This window comes from Hydrogenophaga aromaticivorans (assembly GCF_013387465.1).
In the GTDB taxonomy this organism is placed as follows: Bacteria; Pseudomonadota; Gammaproteobacteria; order Burkholderiales; family Burkholderiaceae_C; genus Hydrogenophaga; species Hydrogenophaga aromaticivorans.
In genome coordinates this window covers 175,975-197,498 of the sequence record NZ_VYGV01000016.1, presented here as the reverse complement: position 1 = coordinate 197,498, position 21,524 = coordinate 175,975, and the positions used below count along the sequence as shown (strand labels likewise).

Annotated in this window: 19 protein-coding genes and 2 pseudogenes; 9 read left to right on the top strand and 12 right to left on the bottom strand. The window is 61.7% G+C overall.

What is annotated here, in order from left to right:
- Nucleotides 1-23 precede the first annotated feature (23 nt).
- The 4 genes from F3K02_RS17925 to F3K02_RS17910 are packed head-to-tail and all read right to left on the bottom strand — an operon-like array spanning nucleotide 24 to nucleotide 2,962.
- Nucleotides 24-674 (bottom strand): glutathione S-transferase family protein, encoded by a 651-nt coding sequence (locus tag F3K02_RS17925; protein ID WP_177136993.1) that lies wholly within the window; start codon nucleotides 672-674, stop codon nucleotides 24-26.
- A 2-nt stretch (nucleotides 675-676) separates the two neighbouring features.
- Nucleotides 677-1,642 carry an amidohydrolase gene (locus F3K02_RS17920; RefSeq protein ID WP_177136992.1) on the bottom strand — a complete coding sequence of 322 codons (966 nt, stop codon included), beginning with the start codon at nucleotides 1,640-1,642 and terminating at the stop codon, nucleotides 677-679.
- A gap of 4 nt (nucleotides 1,643-1,646) precedes the next feature.
- The gene (locus F3K02_RS17915) at nucleotides 1,647-2,330 is read right to left on the bottom strand and encodes a dienelactone hydrolase family protein (RefSeq protein WP_177136991.1); all 684 of its coding nucleotides are present in this window, start codon (nucleotides 2,328-2,330) and stop codon (nucleotides 1,647-1,649) included.
- 32 nt (nucleotides 2,331-2,362) lie between these two features.
- The gene (locus F3K02_RS17910) at nucleotides 2,363-2,962 is read right to left on the bottom strand and encodes a 2-hydroxychromene-2-carboxylate isomerase (protein ID WP_177136990.1); all 600 of its coding nucleotides are present in this window, start codon (nucleotides 2,960-2,962) and stop codon (nucleotides 2,363-2,365) included.
- Nucleotides 2,963-3,045: 83 nt separating this feature from the next.
- On the opposite strand from F3K02_RS17910, the gene F3K02_RS17905 reads away from it, so the two are divergent.
- The 3 genes from F3K02_RS17905 (at nucleotide 3,046) to F3K02_RS17895 (ending at nucleotide 5,088) form a co-directional block, all read left to right on the top strand.
- Entirely contained in the window at nucleotides 3,046-3,816 is a 771-nt protein-coding gene (locus F3K02_RS17905; protein WP_177136989.1) for an SDR family oxidoreductase, read from the top strand.
- Between the two features lie 13 nt (nucleotides 3,817-3,829).
- Entirely contained in the window at nucleotides 3,830-4,357 is a 528-nt protein-coding gene (locus tag F3K02_RS17900) for a MaoC family dehydratase (protein WP_177136988.1), read from the top strand.
- 110 nt (nucleotides 4,358-4,467) lie between these two features.
- Nucleotides 4,468-5,088 carry a MarC family protein gene (locus F3K02_RS17895; protein ID WP_177136987.1) on the top strand — a complete coding sequence of 207 codons (621 nt, stop codon included), beginning with the start codon at nucleotides 4,468-4,470 and terminating at the stop codon, nucleotides 5,086-5,088.
- Here the strand turns inward: F3K02_RS17895 and F3K02_RS17890 are convergent.
- From F3K02_RS17890 to F3K02_RS17860, 7 genes and pseudogenes are all read right to left on the bottom strand, one after another.
- Nucleotides 4,994-5,815 carry a GntR family transcriptional regulator gene (locus tag F3K02_RS17890; protein WP_177136986.1) on the bottom strand — a complete coding sequence of 274 codons (822 nt, stop codon included), beginning with the start codon at nucleotides 5,813-5,815 and terminating at the stop codon, nucleotides 4,994-4,996. The genes F3K02_RS17895 and F3K02_RS17890 overlap by 95 nt on opposite strands.
- Nucleotides 5,816-5,823: 8 nt before the next feature.
- Nucleotides 5,824-7,503: a sigma-54-dependent Fis family transcriptional regulator gene (locus F3K02_RS17885; RefSeq protein ID WP_177136985.1), complete on the bottom strand. Its 1,680-nt coding sequence runs from the start codon at nucleotides 7,501-7,503 to the stop codon at nucleotides 5,824-5,826.
- 441 nt (nucleotides 7,504-7,944) lie between these two features.
- Nucleotides 7,945-8,436, bottom strand: a pseudogene (locus F3K02_RS17880) (transposase); the annotation flags it as partial.
- Between the two features lie 91 nt (nucleotides 8,437-8,527).
- Nucleotides 8,528-10,003, bottom strand: coding sequence for a group II intron reverse transcriptase/maturase (gene ltrA, locus F3K02_RS17875; RefSeq protein WP_177136972.1), 1,476 nt, complete (start codon nucleotides 10,001-10,003; stop codon nucleotides 8,528-8,530).
- Between the two features lie 328 nt (nucleotides 10,004-10,331).
- On the bottom strand, nucleotides 10,332-11,531 hold the full coding sequence (locus F3K02_RS17870; protein WP_343067104.1) for an IS5 family transposase: 1,200 nt from the start codon (nucleotides 11,529-11,531) through the stop codon (nucleotides 10,332-10,334).
- Nucleotides 11,532-11,755: 224 nt separating this feature from the next.
- Nucleotides 11,756-12,988: a ThuA domain-containing protein gene (locus F3K02_RS17865; RefSeq protein WP_177136984.1), complete on the bottom strand. Its 1,233-nt coding sequence runs from the start codon at nucleotides 12,986-12,988 to the stop codon at nucleotides 11,756-11,758.
- Between the two features lie 177 nt (nucleotides 12,989-13,165).
- On the bottom strand, nucleotides 13,166-14,071 hold the full coding sequence (locus F3K02_RS17860) for a LysR family transcriptional regulator (RefSeq protein WP_177136983.1): 906 nt from the start codon (nucleotides 14,069-14,071) through the stop codon (nucleotides 13,166-13,168).
- A 55-nt stretch (nucleotides 14,072-14,126) separates the two neighbouring features.
- On the opposite strand from F3K02_RS17860, the pseudogene F3K02_RS17855 reads away from it, so the two are divergent.
- Nucleotides 14,127-14,946: pseudogene (locus F3K02_RS17855) on the top strand (molybdopterin-dependent oxidoreductase); the annotation flags it as partial.
- Nucleotides 14,947-15,149: 203 nt separating this feature from the next.
- Here F3K02_RS17855 and F3K02_RS17850 read toward each other — a convergent pair.
- Nucleotides 15,150-15,404 (bottom strand): hypothetical protein, encoded by a 255-nt coding sequence (locus tag F3K02_RS17850; protein ID WP_177136982.1) that lies wholly within the window; start codon nucleotides 15,402-15,404, stop codon nucleotides 15,150-15,152.
- Nucleotides 15,405-15,567: 163 nt separating this feature from the next.
- Between F3K02_RS17850 and F3K02_RS17845 the strand changes: the two genes are divergently transcribed.
- The 5 genes from F3K02_RS17845 (at nucleotide 15,568) to F3K02_RS17825 (ending at nucleotide 21,521) form a co-directional block, all read left to right on the top strand.
- Nucleotides 15,568-16,761 (top strand): aromatic ring-hydroxylating oxygenase subunit alpha, encoded by a 1,194-nt coding sequence (locus tag F3K02_RS17845; RefSeq protein WP_177136981.1) that lies wholly within the window; start codon nucleotides 15,568-15,570, stop codon nucleotides 16,759-16,761.
- A 2-nt stretch (nucleotides 16,762-16,763) separates the two neighbouring features.
- A complete protein-coding gene (locus F3K02_RS17840; RefSeq protein WP_177136980.1) occupies nucleotides 16,764-17,273 on the top strand; it encodes a nuclear transport factor 2 family protein in 510 nt (169 codons plus the stop codon).
- A 66-nt stretch (nucleotides 17,274-17,339) separates the two neighbouring features.
- Nucleotides 17,340-18,425: a TAXI family TRAP transporter solute-binding subunit gene (locus F3K02_RS17835; protein WP_177136979.1), complete on the top strand. Its 1,086-nt coding sequence runs from the start codon at nucleotides 17,340-17,342 to the stop codon at nucleotides 18,423-18,425.
- A 52-nt stretch (nucleotides 18,426-18,477) separates the two neighbouring features.
- A complete protein-coding gene (locus F3K02_RS17830) occupies nucleotides 18,478-20,418 on the top strand; it encodes a TRAP transporter permease (protein ID WP_177136978.1) in 1,941 nt (646 codons plus the stop codon).
- Nucleotides 20,415-21,521: a 2Fe-2S iron-sulfur cluster binding domain-containing protein gene (locus F3K02_RS17825; protein ID WP_177136977.1), complete on the top strand. Its 1,107-nt coding sequence runs from the start codon at nucleotides 20,415-20,417 to the stop codon at nucleotides 21,519-21,521. The genes F3K02_RS17830 and F3K02_RS17825 overlap by 4 nt, the downstream gene beginning before the upstream one ends.
- Nucleotides 21,522-21,524 lie beyond the last annotated feature (3 nt).

Here is a 21,524-nt window from a genome sequence, read left to right as displayed (position 1 = left end):
GTGCGCCAAGGGCGAAACCGCATTCAGACGAAGGGCGGACTCAAGCCCTCGTTGGCCAATACCCGCTGCACGGCAGGCCGGTCCAGCATGCGCTGCAGGTACGGGCCCAGCTGGCGCTTGCTGCGGGCGGGCGCACCGGCAAAGTTGCGCGTCCAGCGGCACAGGGTGAACACGTAGGGGTCCAGTGCGGTGTAGGCCTCACCCATGAACCAGGGGCCGCCGTGGCGGGTCAGCTCGTTGTCGAGCTGCTTCAGGAGGTTGTTGATGCGGATTTCGGCGTGGTGCCGGACCTCGGCGGCGCCCGCCGCGTTGCCGGCATTCACCCAGCGATCGGGGTAAAAATAGACGATCAATGTGGCTTGCAACGTGTTCGTCAGCCACATCAGCCACTTGTAGAAGTGCGCGCGCTCGGGGGTGCCCAGCGCGGGTGCCAGGCCGCTGGCCGGGTGTGTGTCGCAAAGGTGCAGACAAATCGCGGCGGTTTCGTACAGCACCAGATCGCCGTCGGTGAGCACCGGGATCAGGCCGTTCGGGTTCAGCTTCAGGTAGGCCATGGTCTTCTGCACGTCCTGCGCGCGGTCCACCAGCACGCGTTCGTAGGGCACGGCCAGTTCTTCGAGCAGGATGTGCGGCACCATGCTGGCGGTGCTGGGGTAGTAATGCAGCTGGATCATGGTCAGTTCTTCGGGGTGGGCACGCCAAACAGGCGTGCCCCATTGTCCCAGCCAATTTGCCGCGCCACGTCGGCCGTCAGGCCGCCGAGCCAGACGCGGTAACCCTGCATCAGTTCGCCGTAGGAGAGCCAGCGCTGGTTGATCCAGGTGTCCGAGCCGATCAGGAAGCGGTCCGGGTACTTGAGCAGCAGCGTGCGCCACTCAGGGCACAGCTGGCCACCCTCGCAGGTGAGGCCCGGCCGGTAGGAGAGCTCACCCATCAGGCGCGGGTAGCGCGCCATGAGTTCGTCGACCCGCGCCACCGGAGTGCCGCCGATACCGGTGTGGGCCCAGATGAGGCGAAATCCGTCACCCCCACGCTCCGCCTTGGGGCGGCCCGGCGGCGGATCGATCTGCCCCTTTGACGGCGTGTGCGCCATCAGCAGGTCAATGGCCACATCGTCCACATGGGCCAGGATCGCCAGCCCCTTGTCCTCGGCGAGCGCCATCAGCTGTCTCGCCACCGGACCGTTGGCGTTGGCGCTGTCGTAGAGGTGGAACTCGCCGAGTCCGCGGTAGGGGCCGGCGAGCGTGCCTTTGACCAGTTCGGCCTGCACCAGATCGACGATGGTGCGGTCGCGAAACCAGTTGTTGTAGTCGGCCCGGTTGCGGTAGATCCGCACGAACGGCACCACGGTCACGCCCGCGGCGCGGGTCTGCTCACGCGCCGTGGCCAGGGCGCGGGTACCGTCGTTGGGGCGGGAGTTCGCCAGCACGGCGCGCACGCCGCTGGTTTGCATGCGGGCGAGCACGTCCGGCAGTGGATGCGGGCAGCCCGGCGCGGGTGCGTCGTGCACACAGGCCTCATCGTTGTAGTGCAGATGGGCATCGAACAAGGGCCCGGTGTAGGCCTCCTGCGCCGCGGCCGACAGCGCCCAGCCGGCCACCAGGGCCACCCCGGAGAACCGCGTCAGGCCGCCGACGCGCATGGTCTCACCCCAGGTGCTGCGCCAGGAAGGCCAGCGTGCGCTCCCGCGCGAGCTTCGCAGCCTCGGCGTTCCAGGCGCCGCGGTGGTCGCAGTTGAAGCCGTGGTTCGCGGCGTAGACGTGCACCGTCACACCGGGCTGGGCCTTCTCGAAGGCGCGCACGCTGTCCAGCGGAATCCAGTGGTCCTGTTCGCCGAAGTGGGCCATCACCGGCACGCGGGGCTGGCGCGCCGCCTCGGCCTCGGTGGTCATGCCGCCGCCGTAATAAGGCACGGCGGCCGACAGGCCGTTGAGCGCACTGGCCGCGCGCCAGGTCAGCAGGCCTCCCCAGCAGTAGCCCACGATGCCGACCTTGCCCGCCTGCCCCGCGTGGTCGATGGCGGCCTGGATGTCGGGCATCACGCCCGGCGCAGGCAGCGCCTCCACCGCGGCCTTGAGCGCCATGCCGGCCTGCATGTCGGCCTCGGCGTAGCCCAGCTCCACACCGGTCTTGACGCGGTGGAAGGTGGACGGTGCGACGACAAAATAGCCGTCGGCCGCGTAGCCATCGGCCACGGCGCGGATGTGGGCGTTGACGCCAAAGATCTCCTGCAACACGACGAGGCCGCCTTTGGGCTGGCCGGTGGGTTGCGCCACGTAGGCGGGGAAGGTGAAGCCGTCGGCGGCGGTGAGGTTGGTGAATTGCCCCATGGAATGCTCCAGCGTTGTTGTCAGAAAAACGGTCAGATCGACAGCCGGCGCTCGACGAAATCGAGTCGGTCCTGGCCCCAGAAAACTTCGCCGTCGATGACGTAGCTTGGCGCACCGAACACCCCGGCGTCAATCGCCTGCGCGGTGTGTGCGGCGTACAGCGCTTTCGCGCCGTCCTGCTGCGACTGCGCCAGGCGCTGCGGGTCCAGCCCACATTCGTCCAGCAGCTCGGCCAGCACGGCGGCGTCGGCGATGTCGCGCTCCTGCGCCCACACTGCCCGGCCCACCGCGCCGGTCAGCCGCATCGCGGCGGCGTCGCCGTCCTGCTCGGCCACGGCCGTGATCAGCCAGCCCGCCGGGTCTCCCGCCACCGGGAAACAACGTGGCTGCGGGTTGAGCGGAATGCCCAGCGCCTCACTGAATCGGCGCAGCTCCACCAGCCGGTAGGCCTGGCGCTGGGGCGCCCGCTGCGGCAGCGGCAGTCCGCCCGACACGGGGAACACTTTGCCCAAGTCCACCGGCAGCACACGCACCTGGGTGTCGGTGCGCTGCAGCAGTTCGGCAAAGCGCTCGTGGCCGAGGTACATCCAGGGGCTCTGGGGTGCGAAGTAATAGTCGACTGTGCGACGCATGGCGGTCTCCTGACGCTGTTGTAATGAAGGGCGGTACAAGCGGTGTTGTAAGCCATACCGGCGGCTTTTGCAGGAGACAGGTTATGAATCAGAAAGACGGCGCAACGCAAAAGAAGGTTTTGCTGGTGACCGGCGGCAGCCGCGGCATCGGTGCGGCCACCGCCCTGCTCGCCGCGCGCCAGGGCTGGGCCGTGGCGGTGAACTACACCGCCAACTCGCTCGCGGCCGACGAGGTGGTGCGAGCGATCCGCGCCGAGGGTGGCGCGGCGATCACGGTGCAGGCCGATGTGGCCGACGAGGCGCAGGTGCTGTGCATGTTCGAGCAGGTGGACGCCCAGCTCGGGCGGCTCACCGGGCTGGTGAACAACGCCGGCGTGGTGGACGTGACCGCGCGGGTTGACGAGATGGGCGTGGCGCGCTGGCGCCGCATGTTCGACATCAACGTGATCGGCAGCATGCTGTGCGCGCGCGAGGCGGTGCGCCGCATGAGCACGCGGCACGGCGGCGAAGGTGGCTCAATAGTCAACGTGTCCAGCGCGGCCTCGCGCCTGGGATCGCCCGGGCAGTACGTGGACTACGCGGCGGCCAAGGGCGCGATCGATGCGTTCACCATCGGCCTGGCCAAGGAGGTGGCGGCCGAAAGCGTGCGCGTCAACGCGGTGCGGCCGGGCCTGATCGAGACGGAGATACACGCCTCGGGCGGCCTGCCCAACCGCGTCAACGACCTCAAGCACCAGGTGCCGATGCAGCGCGGCGGCACGGCCGACGAGGTGGCGCAGGCCATCGTCTGGCTGCTGTCGGACGCCGCGAGTTACACCACCATGAGCCTGCTGGACGTGTCCGGTGGCCGATGAGGAGATCAACCACATGACCGCCACCACACCCGAACAAAGCCCGCACATCAAGATCTGGTGGGAAGACCTGGAAATCGGCCAGGTGCGCGACCTGGGCAGCCTCTCGCCGACAAAGGCCGAGATCATCGCCTTCGCCAGCCAGTTCGACCCGCAGCCCTTCCACCTGAGCGAAGAAGCCGGCAAGGCCTCGGTGTTCGGGGGCCTGAGCGCCAGCGGCTGGCACACCTGCGCCATGGCAATGCGGCTGATGGTGACGAACTTCCTATGCGAAACCTCAAGCCTCGGCTCACCCGGGCTGGAGAGCCTGAAGTGGACCAAGCCGGTCTACCCCGGCGACGTGCTGCGGCTGCAGCACACCATCACCGAGAAGCGCGCCATGAGCAAGCGGCCCGACGTGGGCCTGGTGCGCACGGTGTGGGAAATGTTCAACCAGCACGGCGACAAGGTGCTGCACATGGAAGGCTACGGCATGTTCCGTAGAAGAGAGCTTGAGCCCCCACGCTCCACCGCTGCGCGGGTCGCTGCCCCCCCAGGGGGCTGATCCAGCTTGGGGCGGCCCGGCGCCGGATCGCTACGGCGGCAGCGCATGAATGCCCCCTGAAATCCGCTGATGCAGCGCGGGCGGACCCTTCCTGCCCCACAATGCCGGCCATGGATTTCAAGCCCCTCATCACCCTGCTCGCCATCGTCAACCCGCTGGCGATCGTGCCCTTCTTCATCCACTACACACAGGGTTTCACCTCGGCGCAGCGCCGGCGCACCATCCTGATCTCGTCGATCAGCGCCTTCGCGGTGATCGCCACCTGCGCCATCATCGGCCTGCAGATCCTGGAGTTTTTCAGCATCTCGCTGGCGAGCTTCCAGGTCGGCGGCGGCATGCTGTTGCTGACCTCGGCGCTGTCGATGCTGAACGCACAACCGGCCGAGGCCAAGACCACGCAGGGCGAGGTGGACGACGCCTCAGCCCGCGCCTCCATCGCGGTGGTGCCGCTCACCATCCCGCTGCTCACCGGCCCGGCCACCATGTCCACAGTGGTGATCTACGCCGACCAGGCCAAGACCTTTTTCCAGCACGCCGCGCTGGTGGGCTACGGCGTGGTGATCGCGCTGGCCACCGCCGTGTGTTTCTCGCTCGCCAAACCGATTGCCCGACTGATGGGCCAGACCGGCATCAACGTCATGACCCGACTGATGGGCCTGATCCTGGCCGCGCTGGCGGTGGAGGTGATGGCGGCGGGTCTGACCAAGCTGTTTCCGGCGCTGGGGCAGTAACGGCACCCGCCTCGCCTGCGTGCCGGGTGAGCAGGTCGCAGGTCAGGCGGATGTGGGCTTCCAGCGCCAGTGCGGCGCGCGCCTCCTGGCGCGCCAGCGCGGCCAGGTAGATGCTTTCGTGCTCGGCGTGCACATCGCGCTCCACGTGGGCCGTGGCGCCCAGGCGGATCGCCACGTGGCGATAGCGCTCGCCATGGCGGTAGAGGATGTCCAGCAGGTGGCGCGTCCACGGCGAGACGTGGCCAGCGATCAGCGCTTCGTGAAAGCGTCGGTTGGCCCGCTCCCATTGCTGCGGGTCACGCGCGGCGCCGCCCGCTTCGGCTTCGCTCAGTTCGGCAAACGCCTGCCGCAGCGCCCGTTCCCACAACGCATCGCCTTGCCGGATCGACTGGCGCAAGGCCTCGGTCTCCAGCCGCACCCGCGTGTCGGTCAGGTCGCACAGGTCTTCGAGCGAAATGGCGCTGACCCGGTAACCCCGCTGCCCCTCGACCGTCACTAGCGCGTCCGACACCAGCAGCGCCAGCGCCTCGCGCAGCGTGCCGGCGCCCACGCCGTAGGAATCCTTGAGGTGTTCGACCCTTAAACGCAGACCCGGCGCCAGCTGACCGCGGACGATGTCGTGGCGCAGCGCGCGGTAGGCGCGTTCGGTCAGAGTTCGGGGCTCGGGTTCTTCGGGCCTGGGAACCGGGCCGATGGGCCGGGCGGGTTGGAGCAGGTCTTGCAGCATGGTGCGTTTCAGTCGTTTTCAGCGGGTTGCTGGCGCTTGAGGCGGTAGGCGAGCTGCGCGCGCGAAATGCCCAGCAGCCGCGCCGCGCCGGAGAGGTTGCCGCGGCTGCGCTCGACCGCCAGCGCCAGCACCTGCGCCTCCAGCGATTCGATGGGCACACCGCTGTCGAGCACGCGCTCGCACAGGGCCTGTTCGTCCTGCGGCGCGCGGCGGGCGAGCCGGCCCTGGGGATCGATGCCGTCGTGTGCCACGTCCGGCTGGTTGGGAAACAGGTGCTCGACCTCGATCGCCGCGCCTTGCGCCGCCAGGATCACACCGCGTTCGACCAGGTTTTCGAGTTCGCGCACGTTGCCCGGCCAGTTGTGCCGGGTGAGGGCCAGCAGGGCCCGGTCGCTGAAACCGGCCAGGCGCTTCTGGTGCAACGCGGTGAACCTCGCCAGCAGGTGCCGCGCGAGCGGTTCGATATCGGTCGGCCGTTCGCGCAGCGGCGGGATGCAGATGGGGTAGACGTTCAGGCGGTAAAACAGGTCGCGGCGGAACAGTCCGCGTTCGACCGCGCTTTCGAGCTGGACGTTGGTGGCCGCCACCAGGCGCACGTTCACCTTGCGTGTGCTTTCGCCCCCCAGGCGTTCGATCTCCCCTTCCTGCAACACACGCAGCAGCTTGGCCTGGGCCGGCATCGGCAGGTCGCCGACCTCGTCGAGAAACAGCGTGCCACCTTCGGCGCGCTCGAAGCGCCCGGCGCGCGCGGCATGCGCCCCGGTGAAGGCGCCCTTCTCCACGCCGAACAGCTCGGCCTCGATCAGCTCGGCCGGCAACGCTGCGCAATTCACAGCCACGAAGGGGCAGGCCGCGCGCTCCGAGTGCTCGTGCAGCGCGCGCGCAAAGCGCTCCTTGCCCACACCGGTCTCACCGGTCAGCAGCACCGAAACTTGGGTGCCCGCGGCGCGCAGCATCAGGTCGTGTGCCCGCTGGAAACCGGGCGAAGCACCGACCAGCATGCCGCCGGCCTCGGTCGGTCCGAGGCTGCTCTTGAGCGCCTCGACCTGCTGGCTCAGCGCGTCCATCTTTTCCAGCAGGGAATCGTCTTCAAAGTACTGGCGGTGCGCATCGCCATCGGGCCATTCATCGATCGGCCGGCCCACGATGTGGCAGTGGTCGTCGCCGCAGGCGCCGCAGCGCGTCTCCTTGAACAGGATGTGCCGGCCCATGAAGGCACTGGTGTATCCGCTGGCGTAGCCGAGCAAGGTCCAGCACGCCGGCTCGTCGACCACGCCATAGTTCAGGCGGTGGGCATGCGCTTCCCAGGAATCGTCCCAGCGGAACTCGCCCTCGAACTGACCGGCCTCGGCGTTCATCTTCAGCACCACCGGCGTGACCCGCGCCGCGCCTTCGAGCATGTGCAACTGCGGGCCGACCATGAACATCTCTTCCAGCGTGCGCGAACCGCGGATCTTGGCGGCAAAACCCGCGTCGTGCAGGCCGCAGGCGTAGCCCATGCGGGTGAGCAATCGCCGCGCCTGTTCCTTGCCGACCGAGGTGATGAGGTCGTGCTGCAAGGCTGTCAGCGCGGCCGTGTGCAACAGCACCATGCGCCGCTCGCCAAGCCAGATGGCGCCGCTGTCGGGTTCAAAGCGCAACAGCCGGCGCAGGTCCTGGTCGGGGGGATAGGTCAAGGCAGCGTCCAACGGTGTCTCCAGTGATCGGGTTCTGATGACCCTCTTGAATCTCGATATTTTCACCGAAGGCCACTTCCGCGGCAAGCCACCTGCCCAGACTTCTGTTTTTTCTCATTTGAGAAAAAGTGCCGGCAACCACCTCTTCAAATCATCAAACTCGGGCACAAAACAGCCCACTTGTGCCATTACTCACGCTATCAGTTGAGCAGAACTCATACGGATGCTGCACAGCACATCGGCCATTTTCCTAGGGATTTCCCATAAATAGTCGTCCCTGAAATATTCATTTCAAGCAGAAACTGACGCGTGAGCACCCGCACGGCGATGGAAGCTTGAGGAGTGGCGTGCCGATAACCAGGTGCTTTCTGCCCTGATGCCCAGCGCCATGGCAGCCACCACCCAAGACCGGCCCAGGCCGCTGACTTGCTGCAGGCACAAAAAAACAGACCGCAAGAAGGAAACGCCCTTCCTGACGATCATGCGCAGCAGCCATTGGATGTTGTAGCCCGCAGCACACAGCACCGCGTGCAGCCGATCACCCCGTTCACCTTTGAGGTGGCAGCGGTCCATGCGGTGATCGGTCTTGAGGTGGCCGATGATCGGCTCGATCGCCTGGCGCCGCCTGAGCTGGCGTCGCTCCTGCTCGCGGATCCTCTTGGCCTTGCCCCGGTGCACGATGTGCACATCCGGGTTGTCCGCATCTACACCCCGATAGCCCAAGTCGACGAACGCCGTCGCGGGTTTTGATCGGCTGTCCTGCATCAGGATCGCGGCCTGCTCCAGCTGTTCGTTCAGGGTGTGCCCATCGTACGGGTTGCCGTGGAAGGCTTTGGCCCCCACGATCAGGTTGCCCCGCAGTGTGCTGGCAATGCCCACCTTGACCCCGAACTCGTAGGGCTGTTTGGCCTTGCCGTCGGGTAAGAACACGCCGTTGCCGGCGTGCTCTCCCCTGAGAACCGTGCATGCGAGTTTCCCAGCACACGGCTCAAGCCTTCCAACAGCCCGAGATCGGACCGGGTTCTTCACAACGGAGTCAGCGAGCATTGGCACGACGCTGGAAGTATGCAGTCCATGCTGGGTCGAACGGGTTGGCATCGCTGCGAACCTTCGTGTGGCGCTTGATGGGCAGCCCAGCCAGCCGGAACAGCATCGGCCTGAAGGCCAACTCCGGCGGCCGATTGGCGCATGCGAATACCCAATCGCGCAGACCGTGGCGCTCGAAGTACCGCGCCTTGATCCAGCGCATGGGCTTACGTGGGTGGCGGCGTTTGGCCCACACCCACAACTTGGTCCACACGAGATGATCGATCCGTGAGAAGGTCGCCGCGGCCACAACGTGCCGGTGGTACATCGCCCAGCCCCGAAGGATTGGATTGAGCAACATGATCACCTGCGCCTGCGTGGCAGCCTTGTTCTTTCCCAGCACTTCTCGCACCTTGTCCAGGAGCGAAGCCACGCTCTTGCGTGCGGGCTTGATCAGAAGCTTGTCCCCGTACTTGCGGACGTTCTGCCCGAGGAAGTCGAACCCTCGGCAGATATGCGTGATCAGCGTTTTCTCGGGCGCCAGTTGCAGGCCGCGCACCGCGAGGAATTCCTCGACGGCCGGTTTGACACGCAGCTCCAGCAGTTCCCTTGTTGCGCCAGTCACGATGAAGTCGTCCGCATAGCGGACCACGTGCGCCTTGGCTGGCTGTCGCGCGTTCGGGCTGCGACCCAAGGCCGAGCGCACCGCGTCTTCGATGCCATCCAGTGCCATGTTGGCCAGGACTGGAGAAGCGATCCCACCCTGCGGCGTTCCTGCTTCAGTGGGGAACAGCACTCCTTGGTCGATGAATCCCGCATGCAGCCACTTGCGCAGGACGATCTTGTCCATCGGGATGTTCTTCAACAGCCAGTCATGACTGATGTTGTCGAAGCAGCCCCGGATGTCTCCCTCAAGAACCCACTGCGCGGAGTCGCGTTTGGCGAGCGCATTGAAGCATTGCTCTATGGCATCGGCCGTCGATCGCCGGGGCCTGAAGCCATACGAGTTCTTGTCGGCCGTCGTTTCTGCAACAGGGTTCAGCGCCTGCGACCACAACGCTTGCATGGCCCGATCGTGCATGGTCGGAATACCCAGCGGGCGCTTCTTTCCGTTGCTCTTCGGGATGTACACGCGCCGTAGTGGCAGCGGCTGATAGCCCCTGTGCGTCAGTGCTTGCGATGCCTTCATCTTCGACATCGGCGTCTTCCAGATCTTGCCGTCGACGCCTGCCGTCCTTTTGCCTGCGTTCTCCGTCACCCGCTTGACGGCAAGCAGCTTGCCGCTGTGCGAGCGGGTCAGCAGGCGTTGCAAGGCCTGGACCTTGTTCCACCTGCCAGCCTGTGTAGCCTTGGCAATACGCACCTGTAGCCGCGTGACCTCTTCGGTGGCTTGGTCCCAGTTGATCTGATCCCATGTTTCCTCAAAGGCTGGAGGCGCACCAGTGCTGGCAGTAGTGGCTCTCGCCGTGCGTGCTGGCACCGTCATCTGCCTTCCTCCTGATCGCGGTTTCTCAGGCTCTCTTGCCATGGAAGACCTCGCGGAAGTCAGCTCGCTTTCGCGCCGGACGATGTTGCAGCCCGTATTCGTTCGATTACAGAACGACATTTGCTTGCTCCGCATTCCTCTACCCGCTGAGCCATCAGTCTTCCTCGCAGTCGACCTGCCGTTACCGGCGGCTCGTCGGGCTTACCGTGTTCCGCATACATCACAACGCGTGGGGTAGGTCCTGCCTGTACACCGGTGGTCTTCATATCCGTGTGCGCCGTAGCAAAGGGAGGCGCAGCCGACCACGTACCGTTTTGGTTCAAGCCTGTCAGCATCTTTGGCTTGTTATGCATAACGATGCCTGTAGCAGTTCACTTCTGTTGACCATGCCACTCAGCCTTGCATCCCATCCGCCGTGATGCTGGCAGGTGACGCCGCTTCCTCGCGGAAGCCGGCGCGGCCCGAAGGCCCGATACGTTATCCCTGTGGCTTCACACGCCGCCGTTGCCAGCAGCGCATGCACAGGTAGGCTACGGCCGACGGAACGGCCGGTCTCGTCTCCAACCTTGTGGGCGGGCGAGACAATGATGTAAGCGACTTCACGTCGCACCTTGCTGATGCAATCCACCTCGGGCGCATGCCAGGCGTAGAGCTTGGGTTGTCCATCGGCAGCCTTGCGCTGGCCGCTCTGGGCCACGATGCGATGGGCTTTGTTCAAGGTCTCGCCCAACGCTTGCCGCACGGCAGCCCCGATGGCGCTGGCCTTGCGATCGATCTCGCGCTGCAGTCGGCCGACGATGGTGCGCTGGCGCTTGATGGCGCTGCGCATGCGTTTGAACTGGCGGGCGTGGGCATAACGCCCGGCCTTGTGGCTGAGGTGCTGACCCTCCTTGGCAAAGGTCTGCTTCAGATCGATGCCGGCGTCCTTGGCCGCCTCCACCAGCTTGGCGCGTGCCGTCTCCAGCAAGCGGCTGTCGGTGGGGTGGGCAATGGCCTTGTGCTGTACCGTGCTGTCCACGATCACGCGGGTGAGCTCTTGTGGCTTGATCAGCTTGAGGTCCACGGCCACGTTGATGGTCTGCGCCAGCAGCTCCTCCACACCTTCTTCGCCCAGCAACTGGCGGAACTTGACCAGGGTGGTGGCGTCGCAGGGGCGGTGGTGTTCAAAGTACGCCTGGCCCGAGAAGAATTGCCAGGTCGGTGTTTCTCCCCAGCGCTCGACGACGCCCTCGTCGGACTCGTTGAAGGCGTGTTTGAGGTACAGCAGCGCGATCATGATGCGCAGCGGAACCCGGGGGCGTCCTGCGTTGCTGGTCGCCGGTGCGCGCAGTGCTTGTTCACCGAAGAGGTCCAGGTCTGGCATGGCCACGCCGGCGCGGCCTTTGCGGGAGAAGACCTGGGCCACCCGCGCTTCGATCTCTTGCCAGGGCATGCGCGAGGACAGCACGGCCAGCGGATGGCGCAGGTCGATCATGTGATCGATGCGCGAACGGAAGAAATCGTCGGTGGCGGGGCAGGCAAACAGCACGGCAGAACTCCCAGAAAACAGCCCCTATTGGAAATCAAACTGGGAGTTCCGGCCATCGGCCATCACCCCAAAGACCAGTGTTTATGCGGGCTCCGGGGATTCTTCAGGGACGACCACTTAGTTCCTCGATATTGCAGAGTTGAAATCGAACAATTCTCGTTCGTTACCGGTGTGCCCCGCTACGGGCATCTGCAACTCATGGTCCGAGCTCACGAGCAGCCCTTTCAGGCTACGAACTTCTCTCGCGTCAGGGTGAACGTGCGTCCGAGCTCGGGTTGGTAGTTGACCAAGTGGACCACTACTCTGCCCTGCTCCGGCTGGGCGAGCAAGGTGGCCTCCACGCACATTGGGGCGTCGACTTGTAACGGTGCCGCTTGACCCGCGGCCCACGTCACAGCGTTGGTCAGCAGCACTTTGTATTCCGGGTGTCCCCACTTGGCATAGAGTCCGTCGGGCTGGCCAGGGAAGTACACTGAACGGCCTTTGCCTGGCGAATTGAGGACCATCGCAGGATAGGTTGAAGCCGACATCTCAGGAGGGTGACAAGGCGACGACAGACGGTTCAGGCCATGCTGGCCATAGACGATGCGTCCTTGGGCAACGGCCTCTGCACAGACGCGCACTCGAGTTTGGATTGCTCGATGCAACAGCGGTACATCGGGCGGCAAGCCTCGTGCTAACTCGGTCTCCGCATCAAACTTCAGATAGCTGAGGGGCAAGGTGACGGTGTCGCGGAACTTCGCGCCGAGTACCTGCCCGAGACCGAAGTCGCTCCGTATCTTCCCTGTGCTGTCGAAGAGAGAAGTCATAAAGGTCGACACAAGGCCCCCGCCCGATTCGACATAGTTGCGCACAGCTTCGTTTTGCACGTCATCCAGACATGCCGCATTAGGTAGCACCAGCGCACGGTATCGGGAAAGGTCCTTCGCCGTCAATCCGCGATCGGTGACTATGTCGAAGGGGATGTGGCTTTCAAGCAGGACCTTGCAAGCGCCAAGAAAATTTAGAAGATAGCGCTCGCCGGGGTCGTTCTGCCCAAAGTGAAGCCGCGTGTGCTTGGAAAAGAATACTGCCACGTAAGGCACAGGCGTTCCACCCATCCACGGTTCAATTGCGGCGATGGCGTCGCACACGGGCCTCAGGGTGGTGTAGGTGTGCGGCTCAATGCGCCCCTCGGGGTAAATCAGGTCCTCGAACATCGTGCCCATGCCGTTGGCCGCGAGCGAGGCCACTTCGGCTTTCAGCTGTGCGACCGGCTTGAATGCGAAGTCGAGGTCTCCGGAGTGGCGAAACGTATCGGCGTCGGAAGGTTTGCCGTTGGTGATGGCTCGTGTGAACCGCGGATGGAGGCTCAGCGCCAGGAAGCCTTCGCGCTCCGCATGAATTTCTTGCGTGATGTGGTCGGCCGGCTCCGAAATTTCTTCTGGATCCTGACCGTGGAACCAGTAGCCGAACATATCGAGGCCATTGTGCGTGCTGAGCGTGAGGAGCGCGCCGAGCCGCTATGTCGCCCGGATTCCGTGCCGCGCAGCCGCGAAGAGAGCGGCTGCAGCCACCCGGGCAGCTCTTCGCGGCAAATGGTCGTTTGCGTCCGCGGCGCTCTCCGCCGAACGCCCAACGGACAAGCCTCTGAATCAGGGTTCGGTCGAACGCATGCAGTGCCTCAGAAAGTCCTGCGAAACACTGCCGAGACGCTTGGTTCGATGAACGACGATTGCGAGTGTTCGGCGAAACTCGGGAAGGCTAGTCTTTACCTCTACCAGCCAGCCCTCGCGAACTGCATCGGCCACCGTATGGCGCGAGAGGCACCCCAGCCCCAGGCCCGAGGCAACCGAACGCTTGACGGCTTCGTTGCTTCCCAACTCAAGATCAACCTGAACGCGATCGAGGTGTGAAATCAGCCAGCTATCTACCGCCTCGCGCGTTCCAGAGCCGGGCTCACGCAGAATCCATAGGGCATGCCCCAACTGTGCGATAGAGGGGCGTCGCTTGGCGAAAGGATGGTCCGGAGAGGCGATAACCGCCAGCGCATCGGTGCGCCAACGCCTGACAATGAGGTCGGGATGCGAGTGTTGGCCTTCGATGAACCCCACGTCTGCCATGAACGATGCGACGGAATCGAAGACTTCAAACGTATTCGCGATGCTCAACTTGATGGCGCCGCGGGGATGGCCCAGTTTCCATGCGGCGATCAGTTCCGGCAGCAGATATTCGCCAATCGTGTAGCTCGAGGCCAGGCGAAGCGCTGCCGCGTGATCGCCGGCAAACATCGCTTCCGTCTCGATCGCCTGCTCGACGATGCTTGCCGCATGTGGCAGCAAGGCGCGACCATTCTCGTTCAGGACCAGTCGTCTCCCGACGCGGTCGAAAACTTGAACCCCAAGCGTGATCTCCAACTCGGACAACGCATTGCTTGCTGCGGACTGAGATCGAGCTACCTGGCCCGCAGCCGCATGCGTCGTCCCGCCCCGCGCGATGGCCGAAAACACTTCCAGCTGGCGAATCGTTAGTCGGACCCGTTGATCATGTTTATCGTTCATCGTGAGCAAAATTATCCACTATATCGATTGATGAATGACCTCTACGATTGGTCGAATGTTTGAATTCCTTTCCCGAAAGCCGATCCATGATGCGACCGCGAGCCTGACTGCCAGCACGGAAGTCAAGACGACCACGTGCTACATGTGCGCCTGCCGCTGTGGCATCCGGGTGCACATGCGAGAAGGGGAAATCCGGTACATCGACGGCAACCCCGACCATCCCATCAACAAGGGGGTGATCTGCGCCAAGGGCAGCGCCGGCATCATGAAGCAGAAGTCCCCCGCGCGCCTGACTCAGCCGCTGCTGCGCAAGCCAGGAAGCGAGCGTGGGGCAGGGGAGTTCGAGCCGATCTCCTGGGAGCGTACGTTCGAGATCCTGACGGAGCGCCTCGGGCGCATCCGCGCCACGGACCCCAAGAAGTTCGCGCTGTTCACGGGCCGCGACCAGATGCAGGCGCTCACCGGCCTGTTCGCCCGCCAGTTCGGCACCCCGAACTACGCCGCCCATGGCGGATTCTGCTCGGTCAACATGGCCGCCGGAATGATCTACACCATCGGTGGAAGCTTCTGGGAATTCGGTGGGCCCGACCTGGACCGCGCCAAGCTGTTCGTCATGATCGGCACCGCCGAGGATCACCACAGCAACCCGATGAAGATCGCGCTGGGGAAGTTCAAGCGGGATGGCGGGCGCTTCATCTCGATCAATCCCATCCGCACCGGGTATTCAGCGATCGCCGACGAATGGATTCCCATCCGCCCCGGTACGGACGGCGCGCTCTTCATGGCGCTGCTGCACGAACTGATCGGCACCGGCATGATCGACCGGCCATTCCTGCAGCGGTTCACGAATGCGCCGCAGCTCGTGGTGCTGGACGAGGGCGAGCGTGAAGGCTTGTTCGCCTTCGATCCCGCTGCCGGCCGGCCGGGCGACGGTCGCAATCCCCACAACAAGCTGGCCTGGGATATGGCAGGCAACTGCGTCGTAACGGCCTACCCCGAAGGGATCGTCTGACACATCACGCACGTCATGCTATGAGCTACACACCTCACTTCAACCCCGACCTCAAGTTCGGGCTCATCAATCGAGCGGGCTGCAAAAGACGGAACTCATGGCCTCTAACGCCTCAATGGCGTCAAAGTCGTTCTTGCCTTGCACCAACAGGCCCAAGTGGCTCTTCGAGATGTCGCCATTGATGATGCCTTTGCCTGCGAGAGGAAAAGCATGGTCAACGCGCTTGTTGCTCTCCGTGCGCTTAAGGAATTGCCCCACGAGTGTCAAACCGGCATTGGAGGAGAGGTCGTATTTGAGCTTCTTGATAATGAAGTCGGTCATGGTTTTTCTCACCCTCTGGGTGAATAGCACTTGACGGCTAAGTTGTTAATTTCGATAGAGATTATGAAAAATTCTCTGATTCTTATCACGGATTCAGGTTCTTATTTAGATCTCTTCGAATTTGATTTTTATTCAATGGATATACATTGCACAAAGGAGTGATATGAGCAACCGTACAGCTTATTCCAATATTTTTTGGGATCGACTGCCAAAAACTCATTATGTAGATAATCAAATTTTCTGCAGCCAGGAAGTATTCGACATTGAGCAGCGGACCATCTTCTCGAAAGTATGGAAATTCGTGTGCTGCGAATCCGAGGTCGCCCAAATAAACGATTTTCGAACAACCACGGTGGCGGGTATCCCGCTCCTGATTGTCCGTGGTCCCGATTTGATGATTCGAGCATTGGTGAATTCCTGTTCTCATCGTGGAGTAAAACTTGTCGAAGAAACTGCCGGCAATGCACGCAAGTTTGAATGCCTATTCCATAGGTGGACATACGATGTGCGTGGCAAATGCATCGATATTCCTCGCGAAGAGGCGTATGAATGCGTAAAGATCGACAAGGCTCAATGCGGGCTCAAGCAGGTTCGATGCGAGATCATGCGTGGCTTGGTATTTGTCAATCTGGACGACAACGCATCACCCCTTGAAGAATATCTTGCTGGATGCCTAAGCGTGTATGACGACGTTTTCGATGGAGCGGATCTTGAGGTTTTCCATTTTCACGAACAGGTTTTGAATACCGATTGGAAGCATTGGCAGGAGACCAACATGGAGCTTTATCATGAGTTCCTGCACGTGCTTAATCGAAAGACCAGCATGATAGATCCGGGGTACTTTGAAAGAAAGTGGCACGCATTTCCAAATGGCCATATGACCGTTGATCCGCTGATTATTCAATACGAAAAAATGCAGGGCAGTGTATCTCGAGAGGATTTTACGCTTCCGGGATTAAAGTCAAATGAATTTCGTCTTTTAGATATTTTCCCTGATGTCATGCTTAATTGCCGCGCTTCCGTACTCCGAATCGACACCCAAATCCCCCTGGCGCCAGGAAAGACGTTAATTCAATTTCGAGGTCTGGGCATCAAAGGTGAGCCCGAAGAAATGAGGCACCGTCGTATTCGAGACCATGCAGAGTTTTGGGGGCCGTTCGGCAGAAACCTTCCTGAAGATGGCCTTGCGGCAGAAAGACAGACGGAAACCATGGGCAAGGCTTCGAAGTACTCCCTGATGGCGAGAGAGGAAAATCGCCTCACCCAGGATGACTTTCCGATTCGCGAGTTTTATCGTGAGTGGGAGCGTCATACAGGATTATGTGCCGCATTCGCGGTCGAAGAAAAACAGGAGTAGAGATGGATCAAGACAAAACAATATTTGCCCAGATGCCTGAAGTGTCGGTTTCAGATTCTCATCATGCGATACGGCGTGTTATCGAACGCGGATGCCGCTTGCTCGACGCTGAAAACTATTCCGAGTGGGTAGCCGCTTACGCGGACGACTTCAAATATTCCATCCGAGCGTATAGCCCCGAAATTCGCAGCGAAGTTACTTGGCTTGAAAAGGACAATAAGGGGTTGAAATTACTCTTCAAGCAGCTCCCCATGCATGAAAAGTACAAGGGCCAATTCAGGAGAATACTCGGCTGGACCGATATAGTCAGTCAGGATGATTCGGCAGAGCTATTTGTTGTGGAAAGCGGCTTGTGCGTCTACCACACTGACCTTCACGGGACGTCAATTCTCTACTGTACCGGGAAGTATCAAGACCAATTCCGTTTCGAGTCGGGGGTACCTGTTCTGTGCTCGAGGTTGGTGATGATGGATACACGTAGATTGCCTTTCGGATCTCATATTCCGATCTAGCTTCGCAACTGCCTGAGATCATTTGTAGATAAAGGCGAAAGTAGTTCCATAACTAAAGGAGACAATATGTACACGAAGACATCCAAGCGGTCGCGCGCAGATTTTATTTCGATCGCATTCAGGCGTCGAAATTCGGCACTAGGACTGCTCGCAATTTCATTCGCCATGTGGGGCACCAGCGCTACGGCCCAGACGGTGGTGCGCCTATATACCTATCCGCAAGGAGCCTATGGTCAGGTTGCCGGCGTCACCTTGCAGAAACTGATTGCAAAAAACAGCAAGACGCTGCGGATCGAATCGCTTCCTGCGGCAGGAAGAGAGCAATATGTTGATTACGCCAATGCCTCGAAGGAGAAGCGGCAGTACATGATGCTGACGATGAGCCACATCGAGCCGGTCCTGGGCGACAAGGGCCAGGTGCCATGGGACAAACCGGTGCCGCGCATGAAGGCGATCATGACCTTCGCACCGAATAGTGCCGTGGCCATGTTCACCAACAATCCCGCGATTCGGACGATTCATGACCTGGCCGGCAAGAAGGTAGACATCGGGCTGCCCGGTTCGTATGTGTATAACTCGCAGACTCCGCTGTTGATCGCGGCGGGAGTCATGCCAAAGATCGATCCATTGCCCAGCGTGAGCATTAACCAAGGCTGGCAGCGGCTTGGGGATAAGGTGATCGACGCCTCCGGGGCGGGCATCATCAATATGCGTCTCTTGCCGCCCGGCCCGTCGGATGTTGCGAGAAAATCGAAGATCTATCAGGTTCACGTGCCGCAAGAGTTGTTCAAGAAAGCGCAGGAGATGACCGGGTTTCCACTGCTGCCGCTGCCTGTGAAAAAGGGGGCATTCAAAGAAAGCTACGGCCTTGATTACGAGGTCGCGCGCGAGGAGTCCGGCACGCTGGCCTCCGCGTTCACTCCGGGATTCTGGGTTTCCGCGGACATGCCGGAAAACGTTGCCTATGAGATCACCAAGACCGCGCTGCAACACATCGATCAGTTCGGGCAAGACCATGCCTTAGGCAAGTTGCTCAAGGAAAAAATCGGACACATGACTGTCCCGCAGGCGGACTTCCACCCAGGCGCACGGCGCGCTTACCAAGAGTTAGGTTTCACTTATGGTCTCGAGGGCATCAGCGGGAAGCGTTAGTTCGCTAGGGTATGCGCACCGGATCTTGAGCGTTCTGGCTTAAGGTCCGGCAATGAAAGAACTGAAGAGAAATACAATGAGAGACTGGAAATTGGCATTCGCGAACGCGAAGTGGACCGAGCAGACACTAGCCATCTTGGCTCTTGTCTATGTAGGCTTCCATTTGATCAACCTGTTTGTCGCGTTCGGGCCGATGGGGTCGAAGGTAATACACATTGGCATGGGTATCGGCGTGCTCACGCTTGATCTCATGCGACGCCATCCCGGCCGGACGACGAAGCTTGCGGCCGCTTTGGTTTGCGTGACTGTCATCCCGGCGGCGTGTTATTTCTTTACCGATCAGATCGGGGTATTAACGAGATACGGCTTTGCCTCTTCTCCCGACATGCTGGCGGGCGGGGTGCTGGTGTTCTGGATGTTTGTCCTGACAGGCTTCTACTTTGGCCCGGCATTCGCGGCCGTCGGATTGGTTTTTTTCGTTTACGCGTATCTGGGCAGTTATCTGCCGGCGCCTTTCACCGCACCGTCGACGGACCTGCTCAGGGTGACTTCCAAGCTGACGGTCGGCGCCTTGGGCGATGTCGTCGAATTGAGCGTCACCGCCATCTTCCTGCTGCTGCTCTACGGGTCCGTCCTGCAGGCATCCGGCGCGGGCGCGTTCATCTGGACTATCGCGAGCAATCTGGCGCGCCGCGTAGGTGGAGGCACCGGGGCGCTGACGGTCGTGTCCAGCGGACTGGTGGGCTCCTTTTCCGGCGTGGGCGCTGCGGGGGTAGGCATTACCGGGCCGATTGCAATACCGCTGATGAAACGGGACGGCTACACGGCGGAGCAGGCAGCGGCAATCGAGGCCATCGCTTCCACCGGCGGCCAGATTGCCCCGCCCGTACTGGGAATGGTGGCGTTCCTGATGGCCGATTTCCTCGGCATTCCCTATGCAAGGATAGTGCTTGCGGCGATCGTGCCTTCGATCCTTTTCTATCTGGGACTGCTGCTTTTCGTGGTCTTGATTTATCGAAGGAATGGCGGCACGGGAGCGCCGGTCGAAGGTGAAGTGCAGCCGGATGCAAACCATAGCGGGATGAGAGTCGGCATCAGCTTCACTCTTCCGATCGCTGTGATGGTTGTGCTGATCATGGAAGGCATGTCGGTTCCACTGGCGGTTTTCTGGTCGATCGTTTCCATCGCTGTTCTGGCGCTGATTTTTCGGCTTGAGCGCGACCCCAAGGTCTGGATGGGCGCCATATTGAATGCAGCGATCAACGGCGCGGCGCTCGGCATGGCATCCGGGGTGCTCGACGTCGTGATGGCGTCGCTGGATATTACGCAGCTCGGAATGATTGTTGGTTTTATCGTCGGCGAGATTGGCGGGACGAGCGTACTGGCGAATTTCCTGCTGGTGCTGGTGGCGGCGTATCTCATGGGCATGGGCATGCCGGGGGTCGCGGTGTACACCGTGCTGGCCGTAACCCTGGCGCCCGTGCTGATCAACCTGGGGGCCGCCCCAATCGTGGCGCATTTCCTGATCATGTATATGACCATCCTCTCCAATTTCACGCCGCCGGTCGCGCCAACATTGATGCTGACCGCGAGAATCGCCGGGGCCAACTACATGCGTTCAGGCCTGGACGCCATGAAGGCGGGAGCAGGGTCAATGATCCTTCCATTCTTCCTGTTCACCTATCCTGCGCTGCTTCTCTACAACGCGACGTTCACGGCTGTCGTGGAGGCAATCGTGGTCACATCGCTCTCGATTTTCCTCCTGACGATCAGTTTGGTCGGATGGCTGGGGCGACCGCTTTCGGTGATTGAAAGACTGATGCTTGCCATATTGCCGATAGTTGCCTGGAGCGCGGACTTCGCCGGCGTGAAGCCGCTCTACTGGGGCGCTGTCGCGGCATGTTGCGCGGCCTTTATCTGGGTAGTTTTCGCCGGCCTGAGCATGCGGAAAAAGACGCTCGCTGAAATTTCAATAGAACCCCAAGGCATATGATGGACGCGTTATCAAAGCTGAGTACGTTTTCGGAGTCAATCCGATCCGTCGTACCAGTCAGCATCGAGACGGAACAGAAAACCTATTGCTTCGATGTTCCGCCGCAGGGCGTGCTTCTTTACGAAGCGTTGCGTGCAGGAATTCCACTGGCTTATTCCTGCGCAAGCGGGACTTGCGGAACCTGCGTAGCGCGAGTGACGGAAGGGGAGGTCGGCGATCTCTGGCAAGCCGCGCCGGGGCTTTCAGCGAAGGCGCGCCAAGCCGGCCGGGTGCTGTCGTGCCAGTCCGCGGTAACGAGTCCGGTCCGATTGCGCGCAAGCGAAAGCGCGGCATATATCCGCTCCCTCTTGCCTGTTCCCGACTATCACGTCGGGCGCTTGGTGAAAACAGTTGTTCTTGCTCCTGGCGTCACGGAACTGCAGCTGCAACTCGATTGTGCTTTCACCTTCATTCCTGGCCAGTTCATTCTGGTCTGGTTTGACGGCTTGAGCGGCCCGCGCGCGCTATCGATTTCAAACGTCGAGCGTTCTCCGGTAGACCGCGTCCGCCTGCTCGTAAAGCCTCGACAAGGAGGCGAGTTTGATGCCCTATTGCGTTCGGCGGATTCGAGCGGCATGCCGCTGCGGGTATTCGGCCCCCTTGGCTCGGCATGCCTGTACGACGAATCGGAGCACGGCGAGATCACATGCGTGGCCGGAAGCACCGGAATTGCACCCATGCTTCCCATCCTCTTCGACTGGGTGCACCGTAGAGAGCCGGGTTCGGCGCGGCTGGTTTATGGAGTGCGGACGGGCGAAGACACCGTTTTGCTGAATGAGGTGATCGATCTTGCGAAACGTTCAGGTGGTCGCCTCGACGTGGTTATCGCGTTGTCCGAACCGCGCGACGGCGACGTCAATAATCTGCAGAAGCAAGTCAGGGACTTTGGCAGGGTCGTGGCCGGCTATGCGCATGACGCTGTCCGCGAGCTGGCAAGCGACGGCTCGTTAAGCGGTATCGCTTTTGTCTCCGGCCCGAAGCCGATGGTACAAGCCACGGTAAAAACGCTGATCGTGCACGGCAAGTTGAACCCACTGGCAATTCGTTCCGATGATTTTGGTTGAAAG